Consider the following 1,200-nt stretch of genomic DNA (forward strand, 5'->3'; position numbering starts at 1 on the left):
TGTCGACTCCCCGTAAACTTGATCCAGCCATAACTAGAGGTCTCCGGGCACACTAGCCATCAAGGAGACCACCAATGCGCAAGAGCAAGTTCACCGATAGCCAGATCGTCGCCACGCTGAAGCAGGTCGAGGGTGGCCGCCAAGTCAAGGATGTGTGTCGTGAGCTAGGGATTTCCGATGCGACGTACTACGTCTGGAAATCCAAGTACGGCGGCATGGAGGCCGCTGATGTGCAGCGCCTTCGCGACCTGGAGACCGAGCACAACAAGCTCAAACGCATGTACGCCGAGCTGGCGATGGAAAACCATGCATTGAAGGATGTCATCGCAAAAAAACTGTAGACCCGGCGCACAAGCGCCCGCTTCTGGCCTGGCTCATCGAGCAGCATGGCTGGAGCGAGCGCCGGGCCTGTTCGGTGGTTGGCGTGGCGCGCTCGACGATGCGCTATCAGCGTCGTCCCGATCGGGATGATGAGGTTATCGCGCTGTTGTCCGAGTTGGCCGAGCGTTTTCCTGAGCGTGGATTTGGAAAACTTTTTCAAATCATCCGCCGTCGCGGACATGTGTGGAACCACAAGAGGGTCTGGCGCGTGTATTGCCTGATGAAGCTCAATCAACGTCGTCGCAGCAGGCGCCGGGTACCGACGCGTCATCCACAGCCGCTGGCCTGCGGTGATCGCCCCAATGCTGGATGGTCGATCGACTTCATGTCCGATGCGTTATGGGACGGTCGGCGTTTTCGCACGTTCAATGTCATCGACGATTTCAGTCGGGAAGCCTTGGCGATCGAAGTGGACCTGAATCTTCCGGCCGCCCGCGTCATCCGCACGTTGGAACGCATCGCAGCTTGGCGCGGCTATCCGAACAAGCTACGTTTGGACAACGGGCCGGAATTTGTCGCGCTGGCCTTGTCCGAGTGGGCCGAGCGTAAGGGCATCGCCTTGGACTTCATTGAACCGGGGCGTCCGATGCAGAACGGTTTTATCGAACGCTTCAACGGCAGCTACAGGCGCGGCGTGCTGGACATGCATCTCTTCCGCACGCTGAGCGAGGTCCGCGAACAGACCGAACACTGGCTTGCCGACTACAACCAACAGATCCCGCACGACAGCCTGGGCGGACTAACGCCCGCTGAGTTCCGTGATCAACATCAACCGCAGACCTCTAGTTTTAGCTGGCATTGAATTGCGGGGAGTCGACA

1 protein-coding gene is annotated in these 1,200 nt (G+C 58.8%); it reads left to right on the forward strand.

The features are described 5' to 3' along the window. Positions 1-74: 74 nt before the first annotated feature. Positions 75-1,183 (forward strand): IS3-like element ISXca2 family transposase gene (locus J7396_RS22115; protein ID WP_087944180.1). Its coding sequence is split into 2 segments (ribosomal slippage): positions 75-327 and positions 327-1,183, totalling 1,110 coding nucleotides; the frame shifts between segments, so codons are not numbered across the junction. The last annotated feature ends 17 nt before the right edge of the window (positions 1,184-1,200 follow it).

It is taken from the genome of Xanthomonas sp. A1809 (assembly GCF_017746015.1).
In the GTDB taxonomy this organism is placed as follows: domain Bacteria; phylum Pseudomonadota; class Gammaproteobacteria; order Xanthomonadales; family Xanthomonadaceae; genus Xanthomonas; species Xanthomonas euvesicatoria.